This is a genomic window from Mycobacterium sp. OAE908, from assembly GCF_017872775.1.
In the GTDB taxonomy this organism is placed as follows: domain Bacteria; phylum Actinomycetota; class Actinomycetes; order Mycobacteriales; family Mycobacteriaceae; genus Mycobacterium.
Map to the genome: position 1 here is coordinate 1,515,326 of NZ_JAGGJL010000001.1, position 15,949 is coordinate 1,531,274.

Consider the following 15,949-nt stretch of genomic DNA (forward strand, 5'->3'; position numbering starts at 1 on the left):
CTAGGCCGGATCGGTCGGAAGCAACGGGCCCAACGGGCCGAGGTCGATGTTGAGATCCTCTGGCCGCAAATCGAAATGTTCGCGGAGCTCAACCATCTTCTCCTCCAACAACATCAGCGTGGTTCCGACACGCTCGATCTGCTCCTCGGTCAACAGCCCGTCGTCCACCCGGCGGATCGCTTGGCGTTCCATCAGCTGCCGCAGCAACTCGACCAGGGTCAGCACCAAACTCACCAGGCCGCGCTCCACGGTCGCAGGGTCAGCGTTGATTCGTTGCCGCGGCGCAACGAGATCACCGCGCTCGGCGCCCGTCATGGTCACCTCCAGTGATTCCTTCAACTGACATCAACGAACCGACCGACGAGACGAGCGTGCGCAGGGAGATGACGACCAGATCGACGTCGGCGATGGACAGCACCACTTCGCCGCTGATCACCACACCTCCCGCGAGCACGCGATCCAGAAGGTCCACCAGCGAGATGCGCCGGTCCTCCTGCGCAGGTAGCACTTCGTTCATTCGGCGACCGGCTCTCCCGCGAACGAGTACGGCGGCCATGGCCCCGTCGTCTCCAATGACAGTCGTGCCGTCGACATTGCCAGTGCGGCAACGGTTTCCCGGAAGAACTCGACGGCGTCAGCGTCGACGAGGTACGTACCGTTGAGCACCGCGAGGTCGTTTCGGCCTGAGAGACTGCGGTCGGGCGGCGGTTTGCGCTTACCGTCGACGGCGTGCCGCATCAGCGTCGTGTGGATGCGGTCAGCCTCCACAGCCGCGGCTTGGTAGGCCTCCTCGCGGGAGGCGAGCTCACGCCGCCGACGCATCAGATACGAAGTGCCGCTGCGCGCCCCGTGATCGACACATCCTTCGTCCGGCATCGTCAAGCTCGCCGGATCGGCATATACCTTCACGCCGACTTCAGCGCGTCCGGACAGCCGACTCAGCGTCGCGACGAATTCTCGGCGCCGGTGCTCCAACAGATCCCGCACCCGGTCGTCATCGAGGTACACCGTCGCCATCCGCACCGGAATCACCGCGCCTGAGCGTGCAATCGCGCTTATCACTGCGTCATGCGCGCGCGCCTTGTGCGACACCCAATCGAGGTCTTCGAGGTTGCGGCGCAAGGCATCCTGGCCGTACTCGTCGAGACTGACGACGCCAACAACCGCGGCCAGGTCATCGGAAGCGACCACCTGCACTGGTTCGCCCGCCACCCCACGCAATCCAGACACACGGCTCTCAGCGCGGCCGACGTGGATGACCGCATAGACCCAGACAGCGTCAACGCTCATCCTCGTACTCCGCGGATCGCGCCGTCACCGCACGACGGTCACCGTCGCCCTGCTGCAGGCGCTCGATGTCGGCGCGCAGCCGCTGGTTCTCGATTTCGAGGCGCGACTTCTTACCGGTCAGCCAGGGATCGTTCTCCCACCAATCGATTCCGACCTCTTTCGCCGTTTCCAGCGACGCGACGACGAGGCGGAGTTTGATCGTCAGGAGCTCGATATCGAGCAGGTTCACCTGGATGTCGCCTGCGATGACGATGCCCTTGTCCAGCACCCGCTCCAGGATGTCGCCAAGGTTGGCGGGCTGGGGGTTGCCTACAGCGCCGCCGTAGCCGCGAGGCACCAGGCTGTCGTCTCCCAACGTCACGTCGCCTCACTCCCATCGCGGGTCTGGCCTCGGAGGTACCGGCGTGTCCTGCGGAAGCCGAGCAGTTCGCCATCGGCATCCAGTTCCACTTCGTAGAGCGCCAGCACATCCGCCGACGACGGAATTCGACGGTCTTCTACCACTTCGAATTCCACGACCCAGCCGTCGGCATCGGTCAGTTCCACCGATGTCATCGCGACCGGTTCGCTGCCGTTGAGCTCCGTGATGAACTCCCTGGCCACTTCGGCGGCATCTCTCGCGCGAAGCGGCGGGTCGTTTCGCGACTGAGTGCGTTGGGCCATCGTTCTCACCTCTTTCTGCGAGGTGCGCGCCTGGCCGGCTGCGGACCAATCCTCGATTCAAGGATCCGTGCCTGCGCTTCGCGCTCCTCACGCGCGGATATCTCTCCACGGCCGCGCGCTTCCGCGAGTTCCTCTAGCTGCCGACGAGTCCTTGCCGGATCGTTCAGTTCGTCGTTGACCTGCCGCTGGATCAGCTCGGCGAGCGTCACCACGCCCCGAACCGGAGTCAGAGGCCACAGCACCAGCGACGAGAGGACGCCCATTGTCAGCCTTCCGCCGTACGGGTGACGACGAAGTCGTATGCCGCAAGGGGCCCCAGCAGTCGCAGCTGCACTCTGTCGCCCCACTCCTCGGCAAGGTCGTCCACCTCGGCTTGCAGTTCGTCGTGGTCGTCGACGGCAGCGAGCACCGCCAGATTGACGGCGTCCAGTTCATGCGTGGGCTTGCGGACATTGACCTGTTTGGCAACACCCTTGAGTTTGTTGACCGCGGCGTCGGTGTCTGCGGCACGTTTGGCGTCGATCGCCTTTACCACGATCTCACCAAGCGCCATCCGCGCCTTGCGGGAAGCGTCTTCTGACATGCCCGCCAGGCTCTGGCGAAGGCGTTGCGCCTCAGCGCTTTCCGAGATCACCTCCCGCAGGATGATGTCCTCCTCGTAACGGCCCTTCAGGACGTACTCCGCCTGTCCTTCAAGGGCATGCAGCGCCCCCGCGAACTCGTCGTGATTCTTCCGCAGCAGTTCTTCGGCAACCGAGTCTTCGTCGGTCATCACCGCCCCGAATCGCAACGGCAGCACCGGCGCAACCGACGCCGTTCCGTCGAGCAGCCGGGCGTGCGCCTGCAGGCATTCCGGCTTCCCGAGCGGTTCGTCGGTGGGTACCTGACTGACGAGCGCCGCGATGTCGCCCTCGCGAATCACCGTGACCGTCGCCGGTGGATCGCCGATGCCTTGCGCGTCTTCCTCGACCTCGACATCGGCGGGAACGATTCCGTACACATAGATTCCCGTCGCCGCTTCAGCGCGGCCGGACTGTTTACTCGTCATCATCACTCCTTCGCCGCGCTCGGCGGGGAGCCCGTTCGCGTGACGACGAGGACTCGCCAAGGAGATCGCTGAGCTTTTCGCCCGCCGCTTCGAGCGCGCCTTTCGTCTTGTGCTTGGCACCGCCCTCCGTGATGTCACCCACCAGTTCGGGCAGGCCGGCCTTGGGCTCCTGCGCAGAGATGTCGAGCCGGTTCACCGCTTCGGCGAACCGTAGATACGTGTCGACGCTGGCGACCACGACGCGTGCGTCAACGGTCAATATCTCGATGCCCACCAACGAAACTCGGACATAGGCATCGATGACCAGTCCCTTGTCGAGGATCGTGTCGATCACGTCGGCGAGGCTGCTGGAACTCGGCCCACCGACGTCGCCGCCGGCGGGTTGAATTGCGGTAGTCACGAGCGGGCCGCCTTCCTGGCCGGCGAGCGCCGTTGCCCCGAAGCGGACCGCGGTTGGGTGCGCGTCCTGGATCGGCTTGGCTTCGACTCACTGGTTTTACTGCGCGCGGCCGTCTTTCGCGGCCGACGCTTGGGCCGATCGGCCGACTTCTCGTCGGATTCAGCGTCGTTCGACACGACTTCGCCATCCCGGATTTCACCCTGCCAGCCGTCGACGTCGTCCGCATGCAGGATCGTGTCGGTCATCACCTGCCGCTGGAAGTGCTTGAGTTCCAGCCGAACCCGCCTACCCTGAGCGCGCCAAAGGTTGCCGGTCTTTTCGAAGAGTCCTTGCGGATGGTATTCGAGCACAACCACGACACGCGTCAGGTCGGGCGTTAATTCATGGAACGTGATGGCGCCGTCGACATACCCCTTGTCGCCCTTGGATTTCCACACGATCCGGTCATTGGGCACCTGCTCGACGATCGTGGACTCCCACGTCCGGTGCGACAAGAACACCTGCGCCTTCCACCGCAACTTCTCGTCGGAGACCTGCTCGACCTGTTCCACCTTCTTCATGAACTTCGGGAACTCGGCGAATTGAGTCCACTGCCGGTAGGCCACGTCGATCGGGACTCCCACATCGATCTCCTCGACGATGTTGGTGACCTTGATCTTGCCGCCGCCACCCTTGCCGCCCTTGCCGCCCTTGCCGCCAAGAGCCTCTGTTACCGAATCCTTTACGCCCTTCAGCGAGTCCTTCACCTTTCCCGCGGCACCGCCAACACCCGCGCGCAGCGCCGACTTCACCGGGGATGACACATCGTCGAGGCCAGTCACCGCCGAGAGCAGACCCCCGCCACCGTTCTGCGCGTAATCGGTCAAGCGGCCGGTCGCTCCGGTGAGACGATCTGACACCGAACTCACCGCTCGGTCGGTCATGGACCCCGCCAGCCGCTGGATGGAATCCTGCAGGGCGCCTGCCCCGTTGGACGAGGCGCTTTTTTGGGTTGTCTGCCTTGCCATTTCACTCACCTGCCTCGGCGCACAGGTGCCCGCTTGGCGGCCGCCGATGCGCGTCCGCGACGCGACGGCCCCTTTGGCGGTTCACCGTCACCGCTCGATGTCGTCGTTCTGCGCCGCGTCGATGCCCGCGGAGCTGACGCCTTCCGTGCCGCCCGCCTACGCGGTGGTGGCGGCTCGTCCTCGAATTCGGCTTCGTCATCCAAGTCGTCCTGCTCGTCCTGGTCGTCGCCCTCGAGGTCTTGGTCGTCGAAATCGTCATCATCGAGGTCCTCGTCTTCGAGGTCCTCTTCCTCCACGTCCAACGGCTCTTCGTCGTCGTAGGCTTGCTCGTCTTCAAACTCGTCGCGGTCATCGAAGTCGTCACGCCGGCGACGTCCGCGCCCGGCAACCGATGTCAGTCCCCGGCCCGCGGAGCCAACCGCACGTCCGACGTCTTCGGTGGGCACCACGCCCTGCAGACGATCGTTGAGCGCATCAACCCGATGAGTCGCAGCAGAAACCGCGGCAGCTTTGGCGGCTGTCAGCACCTCTCCGCGCAATTGGTCGGTCAGATCATGCAATTGATCGGCGGCGCCGAGCGACTTCAATCCATGGGCGAGCAGTTCGGCGGATCGGGCCGGAAACTTTCCGGTGATCCCCGCTGCCGCCAACATCATGGCTATCCGCATCTTCCTGGTTCTGCCGAGTAGGTAGCCCGCTCCGACAGCGACCGCCACCTTTGCTCCGTTCGACACGATGCGCCTCCCTTCCGCTTTCTAACGTCCGATACATCCGGTGCGTAGCGCTGGATCGCTGTTGGTCGTTCTGTCGCCCGCGACCGTCGTATGTCACCTGCTCTACCCCGTCGCGCTCGCCGCTAACCCGATAAATACTGAGGTAAATCGCTGTTTCTACGTATCCGTCAGTAATGCAAACCCTTGCCGATAGCTCGCCGCGCAGGTATGACGCATGTCACAGCGCTTATGTAGTCCGGGATCGTTCGCTTAGTTAATTAACGCGTCAAATAGGTAGATCTTGACTCATCGATAAGTTCGCTAGATCCGCTTCGGCGGATCATTTTTCACCGGGCACGCTCGACCGGCCCACGCGCGTGTGGGCCAAACACACGGTCTGTCGACTCGCCGCTTCAGGCCACGCGCTTGCGAAGCTTGCGTGCCTTCTTCTGCGTCGTCTTGGTGATCTCGTCAACCGGGTGCGCCAACGACCGCGGCAGCATCAGCGCGACGGCCCGCGTCAGCAGCCGCCGAGCGAGGCCCAACAGCGGAATGCCGAGCGGAAGCAGAATGACCGTCACGCACAGCACAAAGCCGAGGAGGCCGAGAATCGCCGCGACGATCCACAGCAGCGCGCCAAGCAGGCCTCGTAGGAGCCGCATCTCAGCCGCCGATGTGCATCATGTCGCCGGCGAGGGCGAACAGCCGAGAACCGAGCTTCATCACTGGAATGCCAAGCGGGATCAGGAGCACCGTCACGCACAGCACGGCCCCGACCAGCCACACCAACGCCGCGACGATGCCCAAGACGACGCCGAGCACAGCCCCGAGGATTCCGAGCACCACACCAAGCAGGCGATTGAGAACTTGCACGATGACCCTCCTCAACTACGGAGGATCAGAGCCGGCGAAGCGGGCGCAATCACCGGCTCCGCTCCTCGTAGGTGGGGCTACCCCTTGGGCACAGAATTAACCCAGGCGTCGATTCCGCCCTGTAGCGGTCATACTCGCGACGAGTGGATCGCGTCGCGCAACCAGTCGCGATCGGTGAGGTATCGCTCGGCCAGCCTGGCCGTCCCCGTCGCGAACCCGTCGGTGAACGCGATCGCGGCGTCGGCATCCGCGTGCGAGGCAACCCAGGCGGTCAGCATGAGTCTGCGCAGCATCACCAACGTCGGGATCACCTCCAGGTGTTCGCCGGGAATGTCGCGCACCTCGTGGTAACCGCGCAGCCAGTCGGCGATCATCCGCTCGGCCTCGGGGGTGTCCTCGATGAACGACACCACTGCGGCGAGATCGAAGAGATACCAGGACCATCCGCAGTCGTCGAAGTCGATGACCGTGATCCGTCCCGAAGCATCGGCAGGGTCGACCATCAGATTCGCCATCCGCAGATCCGCGTGAATAAGGCCGAAACGGTCTGTCCCACAGCCGAATTCGGTGAGCCGACGGCCAACCTCGGCGGCCGCGCGGGCCACGACGGCCTCGTCCGCCGCAGTCAATCCAGGCGCGTGCCGCCAGTTGCCCCAGCGCGCCTCACGGCCGAGCGTGGCGTCGACGTCCCAGCTGAACCGGGTGAAGTATTCGGGTGCAGTCCATCGCTGGACGTGATTGTGCATTGCCGCGGTGATGCGACCGAGTTCGTCGAAGCCGACGACATCGGGTTGCTCTTCGGCGGTGCAACCGGAAATGAACGTCACCGCGTCGACGTGCAGGGTGTTGCCGCCGACCGTGGCTGGGACCACGTCACGGCCGTCACGCGCCGGAATCAGATGCGGGGTCAGCACGCCGGCCTGCTCGCGCAGTGCGGTCATCCACTGCAGTTCCGAGCGGATCCCGTCCAGCGAGTGGTAGCCGGGCCGGTGCACCCGCAACACCATCGGGTCGCCGTCGTCGACCAGGTATGTGGCGTTCTCCGACAGGCTGAGCAGACGCAGCGGACTGTCGGGTTCGCGGCCGTAGGCGGCCAGCGCCGCACGGGCATACGACTCATGATCGGGCGGCAATCCGGACATTCCACACAGTCTGACGGACGACGCCGGATACAGCAGACTGGGCCCGGTGAGCTTCAGCAACATCATGGACTCCAACAGCTACACCGCCGGCGACGATGGCGACCCGCTGATCGAGGCGCGTGAGCGGGTGCTCGGCCCGGCGAACCGGCTGTTCTACGACCGGCCGGTGCATCTGGTCCGCGGGCTGGGCAGCCACGTGTTCGACGTCGACGGCCAGCGGTATCTGGACGCTTACAACAACGTCGTCAGCGTCGGGCACTGCCACCCGCACGTGATCGAGGCGGTCACGCGCCAGATGTCGACGCTGAACACCCACACCCGTTACCTGCACCGCGGCATCGTCGACTATTCCGAGCGGCTGCTCGCCACCATGCCCGCCGAGATCGATCAGGTGATGTACGGCTGCACCGGCTCAGAGGTCAACGACCTCGCGTTGCGCGTCGCCGAGGCCTTCACCGAAGCCAAGGGCGTCATCGTCACCCGCGACGCTTACCACGGCAACACCGCTGCGGTGACACAGATTTCGCCGTCGCTGGGTGACTCGACCACGCTCGCTTCGCATGTGCGGACGGTGCCGCCACCGGACAGCTACCGATATCCGGACGCGGCGGCGCGATTCGCAGCCGACGTGGCGCAGGCAGCTGATGACCTGAGCCAGAAGGGGATTCGCGTCAGTTGCCTGATCGCCGACACGATCTTCTCGTCCGACGGCATCTATCCCGACCGCTCCGTGCTTGCACCCGCGGTCGACATCGTGCGCCGAAGCGGGGGCGTGTTCATCGCCGACGAGGTGCAACCGGGCTTCGCGCGCACCGGGGAATCCATGTGGGGCTTCGAGCGCCACGGCGTGGTCCCCGACATCGTCACGATGGCCAAGCCGATGGGCAACGGCCTGCCGGTCGCTGCGATGGCGGTGCGCGACCAGGTCTTGTATCCGTTCGCGGTCAGGGTGCCGTACTTCAACACCTATGCCGGCAACCCGGTGTCGATGGCCGCCGCGACGGCGGTGCTCGATGTCATCGAGGCCGAGAACCTGATGGCCAATGCCGCCACGGTCGGCACGGCGCTGCGGACCGAGTTGGCGCAGATCGCGGAAAGCAACCCACGGATCGGCGATGTGCGCGGGGCAGGGCTGTACATCGGCGTGGAGATCGTCAGCGACGCCGAAACCAAGGCTCCGGATCGCGCCGGCGCCAAGGCACTGGTCAACGCCATGCGCGAACGGCGGGTGCTGATCTCGGTGTGCGGTCATGACGGCAACGTCCTGAAAATCCGCCCGCCGCTGGTGTTTTCCAGCAGCGACGTCGACTGGTTTTGCAGCGAATTCACAGCGGCGCTGGCGGTTTAACCCGTCCGTGGTGCGGGCACGCTTTTCCTATGTCAGTGACAGCATTTCAAGATCTGCCGCTCGCTGATCGCGACCGTGAGTGGGACGGCGACGCGGCAGAAAAGCGAGTTCGTAAGTGGGCCGATGCGCAAGACGAGCCCAACCAGAAATATCGCGACGCGCACGTCTGGTACGACAGCGACAACAAGGACAACTTCACCGCCTACAAGCTGCTGATCGCCGACGTCGTCGACGGCAAGTTGGAGGCCGTCCCTCGGGGTGTGATGGCCGCTGGTGCGATCATGCAGGGCTCACGCGGCGGCGTCGACCTTCCGAAGGACGACATCGACCGCGTCAAGAGCCACCTGGCCAAGTACTACAAGAAGATGGGCGACACGGCTCCCTGGGAGCGCAGCTAGGTAGATTGCGGGCGTGACCGCCGGCAGGTTCGCGCCAAGCCCGTCCGCCGATCTGCACATCGGCAATCTGCGTACAGCGGTGCTGGCGTGGTTGTTCGCGCGTTCGACGGGGCGTCGGTTTCTGATGCGCGTCGAGGACCTCGACGACCGCACCCATGCCGACATCGCCAACCGCCAGCTCGACGATCTGGCGGCGATCGGGCTGACGTGGGACGAGCCTGCCGAATGGCAATCCGCACACCCGCAGCGCTACGACGCCGTCGTCGACGAGCTGGCCGAGCGCGGTCTGCTGTACGAATGCTATTGCACCAGAAAGGATATCGCGCAGGCCCCGCGAGCGCCGCACGCACCGCAGGGCGCTTACCCGGGCACCTGCCGCGACCTCTCCGATGCCGAACGGGAGGACCGGCGTCGCGAGACAGGCCGCCCGCCGGCGCTGCGGTTGCGCGCTGACACGTTCGTGCACACCGTCCACGACCTGCTGCACGGCCAGTACACGGGCATCGTCGACGATTTCGTGGTGCGGCGCGGCGACGGCGTGGCGGCCTACAACCTCGCGGTGGTGGTGGATGACGCCGCGCAGGGCGTCGACCAGGTGGTGCGGGGCGACGACCTGCTGTCGTCCTCCCCGCGGCAGGCCTACCTCGCGCGGCTGCTCGGCTACCCGGAGCCGACGTACGCCCACGTCGCATTGGTGCTCAACGAAGACGGCGCGCGGCTGGCCAAACGCGACGGCGCGGTGACGCTTGCCGAGATCGGCGTCGAGCGGGCACTGGCGCAGATCGCTTCCTCACTCGGCTATTCGGCGGCGACCCCAGAGCAGATGCTCACGCAGTTCAAACCGGCTGCGCTGCCGCGCGAACCGTGGATATACCGGCCGGGTTGAGCAGAACTCTTGGTGTAAACGAGCAGACTTGCTAGCTTCCGCCGGTGCGCAATCTACGAAGAGCCGTCGTGGCCGTTTTGCTGCTCGCCGCCTGTCTGCTCACGGCATGCGGTTCGTCGGCCACCAACGGCGACAACCCGGTCAAGTCGGCAGGCGTGCTGCGCGTCGGGACCGAAGGTGTCTACTCACCGTTCAGCTACCACGACCCTGCCACCGGCCAGCTCGTCGGCTACGACGTCGACGTGGCCCGCGCGGTGGCCGACAAGCTCGGCGTGAAGGTCGAATTCGTTGAGACGCCGTGGGATTCGATCTTCGCGGCGCTGGAGGCCAACCGGTTCGACGTGGTGGCCAACGAGGTGACCATCAACGCCGAACGCAAACAGAAGTACGACCTGTCAGAGCCGTACTCGGTCGGCGAGGGCGTGATCGTCACACGCACGAACGACAACTCCATAACGAAGCTCGCAGACCTGAAGGGCAAGATCGCAGGCGAGAACGCGACCAGCAACTGGGCGGACGTGGCCCGAAAGGCGGGGGCGCGCGTCGAGACCGTCGAAGGGTTCACCCAGGCGATCAAGCTTCTCAATCAGGGCCGCGTCGACGTCGTCGTCAACGACAGCATCGCGGTGTACGCCTACCTTGCCGAGACTGGCGACACCTCCGTCAAAATCGCCGGGAACGTCGGCGAGAAGAGCGAACAGGGCTTCGCCGCGCGCAAGAACAGCGGACTTCTCCCGGACCTGAACAAGGCGCTCGACGAACTCCGTGCCGATGGCACGCTGGCGAATATCTCGCAGAAGTATCTGAAGGCCAACGCGTCCGGGGCCCCCGCAGGCAAGCAGTCGAAGTCGACGTGGGGGCTCATTGCGGAGAGCCTCGGGCCGCTGGCCAAGGCGGCGATCACCAAGACGATCCCGTTGACGGTGATCAGTTTCGTGATCGGCCTGGTGCTGGCTCTTGCGGTTGCGCTGGCGCGACTCTCTCCGAACCTGATCCTCACCAACGTCGCGCGGTTCTATATCTCGATCATCCGCGGAACCCCCTTGCTGGTACAGCTTTTCATCGTGTTCTACGCGCTTCCTGAGTTGGGCGTGAAGATCGATCCGTTCCCCGCGGCGATCATCGCGTTCTCGCTGAACGTGGGCGGCTACGCGGCGGAGATCATCCGGTCGGCGATCCAGAGCATCCCCAAGGGGCAGTGGGAGGCGGCCGAGACGATCGGCCTCAATTACGTTGGCGCGCTTAGGCGCATCATCCTTCCGCAAGCCGCGCGTGTGGCGGTGCCGCCGCTGTCGAACACGTTGATCTCACTGGTGAAAGACACTTCCCTCGCCTCGACCATATTGGTCACCGAGTTGCTGCGGCAGGCCCAGATCATCGCGGCGCCGACATTCGAGTTCTTTGCGTTGTACGGCACGGCGGCCGTGTACTACTGGGTGATCTGCCTGGTGCTCTCGTTCGGTCAGAGCCGCGTGGAACACCGGCTGGAAAGGTATGTGGCGCGATGACAGAGAACCGCGTGGTGGCCGAAGGTGTGCACAAGGCCTTCGGAGACAACGAAGTGCTCAAAGGCGTTTCATTCAATGTGCCGCAGGGCTCGGCGACGACGATCATCGGGCCGTCGGGTTCGGGCAAGACGACCCTGCTGCGCGCGCTCAACGCGCTGGACGTGCCTGACGCGGGAGTGGTACGGGTCGGGGAGGTCGAACTGGACTTCTCCAAGCCGGTGAGCAAGGACCTGCTGCGTCGCTATCGCGCGCAGAGCGGCTTTGTCTTCCAGTCTCACAACCTTTTTCCGCACAAGACGGTGTTGCAGAACATCACCGAGGGCCCGATCTTCGTGCAGAAGAGATCGAAGGACGCTGCCGAGGCCGAAGCTCTCGAACTGCTCCAGCAGGTCGGCTTGGCCGAAAAGCGCGACCAATACCCGTATCAACTGTCCGGTGGGCAACAGCAGCGCGTCGGCATAGCGCGGGCGCTGGCGCTGAAGCCGAAGGTCGTGTTGTTCGACGAGCCGACGTCGGCGCTGGATCCCGAACTCGTCGGCGAGGTGCTGTCAGTCATCAGGGACCTGGCCGTCGAAGGTTGGACTCTGATCATCGTGACGCACGAAATCCAGTTCGCCAAGCAGGTTTCCGATCAGGTGCTGTTCACCGATCAAGGAGTGATCCTGGAGCAGGGCCCGCCCGCCGAAGTCATCGGCAATCCGAAAGAAGAGCGCACCCGCCAGTTCCTGGACCGGATTCTCAACCCGCTCTAGCGGCGCGAGTGTGGGATTGATGCACGCACTTTGTGGTTCAGGTGTGCGGGTAACCCACGTTCGCGCGTCAGGTAGCGACGGGCGAGCGGCCTTTTGCGGCGCGCTCTGCCGCTGCGGTCAGTTCGTCGCGGAACTGCGGGTGGGCGATCGCGGCCAGCGCCTCGCCGCGCTCACGCACGGTCTTGCCCTCCAGTTCGGCGGCGCCGTATTCGGTGACGATCACGTCGACCTGATGCCGCGGTGTCGTGATCACAGCACCGGGGCCGAACCACGGCACGATTCGCGATTGCACCACGCCGTCCTTCTCGAACGTCGACGGCAGGCAGATCAGCGATCGATCGGACAGTTCTAGTCCGGCGCCCGCCACGAAGTCTTCAGCACCTCCGATTCCGCTGAACTGGCCGCCGGAAATCGTGTCGGCGACGACCTGACCCTGGACGTCGATGGCCAGCGCGCCGTTGATGGTGGTCATGTCGTTGTTGGCTGCGATCACATCGGGCGCGTTGACGATCTCGACAGGCAGGAACGCGACGTCGGAGTTGCCGTTCAGCCAGTCGTAGAGTTCGGCCGAGCCGAACGCGAACGTCGTCACACTGACCCCGTCGTACTGGCCCTTGCAGGCGTTGGTCACCTTGCCCGCGCGGTGCAGGCGCATGCAGCCGTCGGTGAACATCTCGCTGTGCAGGCCGTAGTTGCCGCCGTCGCCCTCGGCCAACAGCGTGGCAATCTGGTTGGGAATCGAGCCGATTCCCGTCTGCAGCGTTGCCCCGGACGGGATGTATGCGACGGCGTGCCGTGCGATCGCGCGGTCGACGTCGGTCGGTGCCGCCTCGCCGCCGGGCAGTGCGAGCGGGGCATCGGTCGAGTGCACCAGGATGTCGATCTCGTCGACATGCAGCGCGTGGCGGTCCTCGCCGAGCCCGAACGTCCGCGGATAGGCGTCCGACACCTCGACGACCAGTAGTCGGTCGGGATCGGCTCCGGCGCGGTGCAATTCGCCGATCGTGCCGCCTGCGTGCAACGAAAGCGAACACCAGCCGTTCGTGTCTGGCGGCGTCGCGACGGTCGTCATCACCCGCGGCGCCTGACGCTCGAGCAGCGGGCCGAACCGGCGGAAGTCGGCAGGCGCGAAGTCGATGTCGGCACCCATTGCTTGCAGCGCCCGCTCGATCGGACCGTAGAAGCCCGAAAGGTAGTGCACGCCTTGGCGCGAGAACAGTTCGGTCCCGACGGCCAATAGCGCACCGTACACCCGCAGATTCGTCCAGTCGTCGCGCTGACCGAGCGCGCGCATGAACGCCGGCGGTTGGCCCGGCCCGAGCGGCATCCCGAGCGTGTCGGCCGCGTCGAGCAGCGCAGCGGCCTGCTCGGCGGTGAGCTCTGTTGGCATCCGCTAGAGCTCCTTTTGGCCCCACGGCGAACCGTAGGCGGTCAGCAGCTCGAGGAAGGGCACCGAGTCGAACGCCTCGGGCCCCAGCACGCCGCTGCCGCTCCAGGTGCCGTTGGCCAGAAGCTCCAGCGCAACAACGGGATTGATGGCGGTTTGCCAGACGACGCACTGATGGCCGTACTCCGTCATCGACCATTGGTTGTCGACCACGTGGTACAGGTAGGTCGATCGCGGATTGCCGTCCTTGCCGGTGCCCGTCACCCACAGGCCGGCGCAGGTCTTGCCGTGCATCTTGGGCCCGAGCGTGGCGGGATTCGGTAGGCAGGCCGCGACCACATCGCGGGGACTGACCTCGACGCCGCCGACGGAGACCTTGTCGGTGCGATCGAGGCCGAGCTTGTGCAGGGTCTTGAGCACGTCGATGAACTCCTCGCCGAGGCCGTACTTGAAGGTGGCGCGTTTGCAGTTCACCCAGCGGGGCATCAGCAGGACTTCTTCGTGCTCGACGTTGACGCATTCGACCGGGCCGATACCGTCCGGAAAGTCGAAAACCTCTGGCTCAGAAAAGGGTTCGGTGGTGAACCAGCCGCGGTCGGCCTGCCAGATCACCGGCGGATTGAGGCACTCCTCGATGGTGGTCCAGATCGAGAACGACGGCGCGAACTCGTAACCGTCGACAGTGAGGTTCGAGCCATCCCGCGTGCCGAGCTCATCGATGTCGGAAAACAAGTGATCGGCGGCGTATCGAGCGAACACGTCGGAAAGGCCGGGCTCCACGCCTATCCCGACCAGAGCGAGTCGGCCCGCCATCTTCCACTGCTCCTCGACCGCGAACTGCTCGTCGCCGAGTTTGACGCCGGTGAGTTCGTAAGGTCGCTCGGGATGGCGTTGCGACAGGCTCATCGCCATGTCGAGGTAGTCGGCGCCGCCGGCCAGCGCACCGTTGAAGATGGGCATCACGAACCGCGGGTCGACGGCGTTCATGACGTGGGTGATGCCGTGTTGGTCGACTACTGCAGCGACGTCGTCGGCCCATGTCGCGTCCACCCGCGCTGCCGAGAACCGGTCGTCGCCAACGGCCTCCGCGGCTTGTTTGGCCCGCGATTCGTCGTAGTCACTGACGACGATGTGCTCGAAGAAGTCTCGACGCGCCGCGATGGCGCAGAACGCCGCACCGACCCCGCCTGCGCCAACCAACAGAATTCGCATGCGCTCGACCGTATACACGGTCTCGCCGAGATCGACGTTTTGGCGAGTTCTACTCGAACTTTTTCGGTTATGAGCGCGTCGAGTAGTACTGGCCGAGAACGTGCGCGCGGAGTTCGTCGAACTCGCCGGAGCGGATCGCGCTGCGAATCTGATCGACGAGGCGGATGACGAAGCGCTCGTTGTGGATGGTGCACAGCGTCTTGGCGAGCAGTTCTTTCGCCTTGAACAGGTGGTGCAGGTAGGCACGGGTGTAGTGGGCGCAGGTGTAGCAGTCGCAGTTCGCGTCGACGGGACCGAAGTCACGCCGGTAGCGCGAGTTGGTGACGTTGAAGCGGCCGGTCGGCGAGTAGACGGCGGCGTTGCGCGCGACGCGCGACGGCGAAACGCAGTCGAAAGTGTCGGCGCCCGCCGCGACCGCGGCGAACAGGTCGTCGGGCTCGCTGATGCCCAGCAGGTGGCGGGGTTTGTCCGCGGGCAGCTCACTGCTCACCCAGCCGACGATGGTCGCGAGGTTCTGCTTCTCCAGCGCGCCGCCGATGCCGTACCCGTCGAAGCCTCGCCCGTCCTCGTCGACGATGCTCATCAGCCCACGGGTGGCTTGCCGCCGCAGGTCCTCGTATTGGGCGCCCTGCACGACACCGAACAACGCCTGCGCGGGCTTGTCCGGATGTTCGGCGGTCAAGCGGCGGTGTTCGACCAGGCATCGGACCGCCCAGTCGTGGGTGCGCTGCACCGACTCTTCCTGGTAGCCACGGGTGTTGACCAGCGTGGTCAGCTCGTCGAACGCGAAAATGATGTCCGCCCCGAGCTTGTGCTGAATTCCGATCGACACCTCTGGGGTGAAGCGATGGGTCGAGCCGTCGAGATGGGAACGGAATGTGACGCCGTCGTCGTCGACGTGGGCCAGCCGCTCCTTGCCCTCGGCGATGATGTCGTCGGCCTGCACTCGCTCGGTGTCCATCGCCAGCACCTTTTTGAAGCCGGCACCCAGCGAGAGCACCTGAAACCCGCCGCTGTCGGTGAAGGTGGGGCCGTGCCAGTTCATGAACGCGCCGAGACCGCCTGCCTCCTCGACGATGTCGGGGCCGGGCTGCAGATACAGGTGGTACGCGTTGGCCAGAATGGCTTGCGCACCAAGCTCTTTCATGGTTTCGGGCAGGACCGCCTTGACGGTGGCCTGGGTGCCGACGGCGATGAACGCCGGGGTGTGGATGTCGCCGTGCGGAGTGCGGATGATGCCGGCGCGACCGAGTCGTCCAGGCAATTCTGCGTCAACGCTGAAGAACGACTCACTCACGCCGTAGATTCTGCACTGTGAGAAC

At 65.0% G+C, this 15,949-nt stretch carries 21 protein-coding genes; 5 read left to right on the plus strand and 16 right to left on the minus strand.

Features of this window, described 5'->3' with window-relative positions; genetic code table 11:
* From J3E61_RS07365 to J3E61_RS07425, 13 genes are all read right to left on the minus strand, one after another.
* Entirely contained in the window at window positions 1-315 is a 315-nt protein-coding gene (locus tag J3E61_RS07365) for a gas vesicle protein K (protein ID WP_210083122.1), read from the minus strand.
* A complete protein-coding gene (locus J3E61_RS07370) occupies window positions 293-517 on the minus strand; it encodes a gas vesicle protein (protein ID WP_192724586.1) in 225 nt (74 codons plus the stop codon). The genes J3E61_RS07365 and J3E61_RS07370 overlap by 23 nt, the downstream gene beginning before the upstream one ends.
* Window positions 514-1,290 carry a GvpL/GvpF family gas vesicle protein gene (locus J3E61_RS07375; protein WP_210083123.1) on the minus strand — a complete coding sequence of 259 codons (777 nt, stop codon included), beginning with the start codon at window positions 1,288-1,290 and terminating at the stop codon, window positions 514-516. The genes J3E61_RS07370 and J3E61_RS07375 overlap by 4 nt, the downstream gene beginning before the upstream one ends.
* A complete protein-coding gene (locus J3E61_RS07380; protein WP_210085468.1) occupies window positions 1,280-1,630 on the minus strand; it encodes a gas vesicle protein in 351 nt (116 codons plus the stop codon). Before J3E61_RS07380 ends, J3E61_RS07375 begins: the two co-directional genes overlap by 11 nt.
* A gap of 17 nt (window positions 1,631-1,647) precedes the next feature.
* On the minus strand, window positions 1,648-1,953 hold the full coding sequence (locus tag J3E61_RS07385; protein ID WP_210083124.1) for a gas vesicle protein: 306 nt from the start codon (window positions 1,951-1,953) through the stop codon (window positions 1,648-1,650).
* Window positions 1,954-1,958: 5 nt separating this feature from the next.
* Window positions 1,959-2,216, minus strand: coding sequence for a gas vesicle protein GvpG (locus tag J3E61_RS07390; RefSeq protein ID WP_210083125.1), 258 nt, complete (start codon window positions 2,214-2,216; stop codon window positions 1,959-1,961).
* 2 nt (window positions 2,217-2,218) lie between these two features.
* The gene (locus tag J3E61_RS07395) at window positions 2,219-3,001 is read right to left on the minus strand and encodes a GvpL/GvpF family gas vesicle protein (protein WP_210083126.1); all 783 of its coding nucleotides are present in this window, start codon (window positions 2,999-3,001) and stop codon (window positions 2,219-2,221) included.
* Window positions 2,991-3,401, minus strand: a complete 411-nt coding sequence (locus J3E61_RS07400) for a gas vesicle structural protein GvpA (RefSeq protein WP_210083127.1) — start codon at window positions 3,399-3,401, stop codon at window positions 2,991-2,993. The genes J3E61_RS07395 and J3E61_RS07400 overlap by 11 nt, the downstream gene beginning before the upstream one ends.
* Entirely contained in the window at window positions 3,398-4,408 is a 1,011-nt protein-coding gene (locus J3E61_RS07405) for a cyclase (protein WP_210083128.1), read from the minus strand. Before J3E61_RS07405 ends, J3E61_RS07400 begins: the two co-directional genes overlap by 4 nt.
* Before the next feature lie 5 nt (window positions 4,409-4,413).
* Window positions 4,414-5,142, minus strand: coding sequence for a hypothetical protein (locus J3E61_RS07410; RefSeq protein WP_210083129.1), 729 nt, complete (start codon window positions 5,140-5,142; stop codon window positions 4,414-4,416).
* Between the two features lie 392 nt (window positions 5,143-5,534).
* Window positions 5,535-5,783: a hypothetical protein gene (locus J3E61_RS07415; protein WP_210083130.1), complete on the minus strand. Its 249-nt coding sequence runs from the start codon at window positions 5,781-5,783 to the stop codon at window positions 5,535-5,537.
* A gap of 1 nt (window position 5,784) precedes the next feature.
* Window positions 5,785-5,994 carry a hypothetical protein gene (locus tag J3E61_RS07420; protein ID WP_210083131.1) on the minus strand — a complete coding sequence of 70 codons (210 nt, stop codon included), beginning with the start codon at window positions 5,992-5,994 and terminating at the stop codon, window positions 5,785-5,787.
* A gap of 128 nt (window positions 5,995-6,122) precedes the next feature.
* Window positions 6,123-7,136, minus strand: coding sequence for a phosphotransferase (locus J3E61_RS07425; RefSeq protein ID WP_210083132.1), 1,014 nt, complete (start codon window positions 7,134-7,136; stop codon window positions 6,123-6,125).
* Between the two features lie 46 nt (window positions 7,137-7,182).
* Here J3E61_RS07425 and J3E61_RS07430 point away from each other — a divergent pair, with 46 nt between their 5' ends.
* Genes J3E61_RS07430 through J3E61_RS07450 form a run of 5 tightly spaced genes read left to right on the plus strand, consistent with a single transcriptional unit; the run spans window position 7,183 to window position 12,028 of the window.
* Window positions 7,183-8,484 carry an aspartate aminotransferase family protein gene (locus J3E61_RS07430; RefSeq protein ID WP_210083133.1) on the plus strand — a complete coding sequence of 434 codons (1,302 nt, stop codon included), beginning with the start codon at window positions 7,183-7,185 and terminating at the stop codon, window positions 8,482-8,484.
* Window positions 8,485-8,513: 29 nt separating this feature from the next.
* Window positions 8,514-8,882: a hypothetical protein gene (locus J3E61_RS07435; RefSeq protein ID WP_015309820.1), complete on the plus strand. Its 369-nt coding sequence runs from the start codon at window positions 8,514-8,516 to the stop codon at window positions 8,880-8,882.
* Between the two features lie 13 nt (window positions 8,883-8,895).
* Complete coding sequence (gene gluQRS, locus J3E61_RS07440; protein ID WP_210083134.1) at window positions 8,896-9,768, plus strand: tRNA glutamyl-Q(34) synthetase GluQRS; 873 nt, start codon at window positions 8,896-8,898, stop codon at window positions 9,766-9,768.
* Window positions 9,769-9,812: 44 nt separating this feature from the next.
* Window positions 9,813-11,276, plus strand: coding sequence for an ABC transporter permease subunit (locus J3E61_RS07445; protein WP_210083135.1), 1,464 nt, complete (start codon window positions 9,813-9,815; stop codon window positions 11,274-11,276).
* The gene (locus J3E61_RS07450) at window positions 11,273-12,028 is read left to right on the plus strand and encodes an amino acid ABC transporter ATP-binding protein (protein ID WP_210083136.1); all 756 of its coding nucleotides are present in this window, start codon (window positions 11,273-11,275) and stop codon (window positions 12,026-12,028) included. The genes J3E61_RS07445 and J3E61_RS07450 overlap by 4 nt, the downstream gene beginning before the upstream one ends.
* Window positions 12,029-12,095: 67 nt before the next feature.
* Here J3E61_RS07450 and J3E61_RS07455 read toward each other — a convergent pair whose 3' ends face one another.
* The 3 genes from J3E61_RS07455 to tgt all read right to left on the minus strand — a co-directional run bounded on the left by J3E61_RS07455 (window position 12,096) and on the right by tgt (window position 15,924).
* Window positions 12,096-13,418: a 4-hydroxybutyrate CoA-transferase gene (locus tag J3E61_RS07455; protein ID WP_210083137.1), complete on the minus strand. Its 1,323-nt coding sequence runs from the start codon at window positions 13,416-13,418 to the stop codon at window positions 12,096-12,098.
* Between the two features lie 3 nt (window positions 13,419-13,421).
* Window positions 13,422-14,627: a saccharopine dehydrogenase NADP-binding domain-containing protein gene (locus tag J3E61_RS07460; protein WP_210083138.1), complete on the minus strand. Its 1,206-nt coding sequence runs from the start codon at window positions 14,625-14,627 to the stop codon at window positions 13,422-13,424.
* Window positions 14,628-14,694: 67 nt separating this feature from the next.
* A complete protein-coding gene (gene tgt / locus J3E61_RS07465) occupies window positions 14,695-15,924 on the minus strand; it encodes a tRNA guanosine(34) transglycosylase Tgt (protein ID WP_210083139.1) in 1,230 nt (409 codons plus the stop codon).
* Window positions 15,925-15,949: the final 25 nt, after the last annotated feature.